The sequence below is a fragment of the Roseibium sp. RKSG952 genome, from assembly GCF_009711355.1.
The window spans coordinates 1-1,453 of record NZ_SMMF01000507.1 but is presented as its reverse complement, the minus strand read 5'-3'; the positions used below and the strand labels follow the sequence as shown (position 1 = coordinate 1,453).

Sequence of the window (1,453 nt, the reverse complement as noted above, 5' to 3'; positions counted from 1 at the left end):
CACCTTTTCCTCGTCGGTCAGGTTCGCCGAAATGTCGACGATGTCTTCGGCCTGTTCGATGAAGCCGGCGTTGATCACCGAACCGATCAGGTCCTGACTGACCGGGATGTCTTCGCCTGCCTCATAGGTCACACCGTCAATCGTGATTGCGTTGTCCAGCGTGATGGTCTGTGCATCAAAGTTGAGAACAGAGCCTGCATATTCTTCCGTGAAGAAGTCCTGGGGCTGAGGTGGAAGCGTCTGGGAGAAGTCCGTCTCGCCATCTGCCGTCTCCGGCAGCGCAAAGCTTTCCACTTCTTCCCATTGCGGGGTCAGGAAGCTCTGCTCGACTTCCGGATCTTCCGGGTCGATCGGAACGTTTTCCGGCGTCCACTTGGTGATGTCGTTGATCTCGTCCGGATTCGGGTTGACGGGGGTGTAGCCGGTCGTATCGGCGTAATCGCCTTCCTGGTTCGATCCGTCCTCGGCGCGCAATGCGAGAAGATCTTCAGCGGCATCAATGCCGATCTCGGCTTCGACCGAGCCGTCGTCTTCCATCGAGAAGCCGAGGCGCTCTTCCATGACCTCGACATAGAGATCTTCCATGTCCGGAAACAGCTCTTGCAGGACGGTGATCGCCGCATAGCTCATGGCTTTCGCCTTGGCCTCATCGTCGGCGCCGGTCACCTTGAAGTTGTCGCCTTCCTGATCGAAGGAAACGCGCACCGCAGTCTCGTCGAAAGACGACCATGCGTCATACATGGCCGTGTGCATCATCGCATACGCACGGGAAGCGATCGTCGGCCCGACAACCGTGTCGGTTTCAATGACAGCCTGCTGGATGACACGGTCCCAGATGACGCTGATCGACGGATCGTCATCATTGACAGTCAGATAGCTGCTGCCCTCGGCAACCTGCATGATCGGTTCTGCCGCATCTGCGCCGAAAAGATCGGCCAATTCATCGGCAGAGTAGGTCGCATCGGTGAATTCGATGGTTTCAAAGCCTTCCGTGACCATCTCCTCACCGGAGAAGCGGTCAATGATCGTGACGACACCATCGTTATCAACGATGTCCACGTCACCGGTGCTCATGTTGACGGTCAGGACATCTTCGCCGTCGCCACCATAGGCAGCGTCGACATAGTCGCTAACAGTCAGCTGGTCGTTGCCGGCACCAAGGTCGACTGTGCCGACTTCAGCTGCAATTTCGATGTTGTCATCGCCGTCGCCTGTGGTCACGGCTTCTGTGTCTTCGTCGACAATCAGGCCTTGGTCGTCCGTCGTGTCGTCATTGCCATCGTCACCATCGTCGACCGGATCAGTCACGTCATCGCCGTCGTCACCATCATCGACCGGATCTGTCACGTCATCGACGACATCGTCAACGGGATCGGTGATGTCGTCGTCAACATCGTCACCGGGTATGTCATCTCCCGGAAAGCCTGGGCCGCCATTGCCGCCACCTGGGCCG

1 protein-coding gene is annotated in these 1,453 nt (G+C 57.7%); it reads right to left on the bottom strand.

The features are described from left to right. The coding region (locus tag E1297_RS48975) for a DUF6851 domain-containing protein (RefSeq protein WP_368669435.1) at positions 1-1,453 on the bottom strand (1,453 nt) is incomplete at both ends.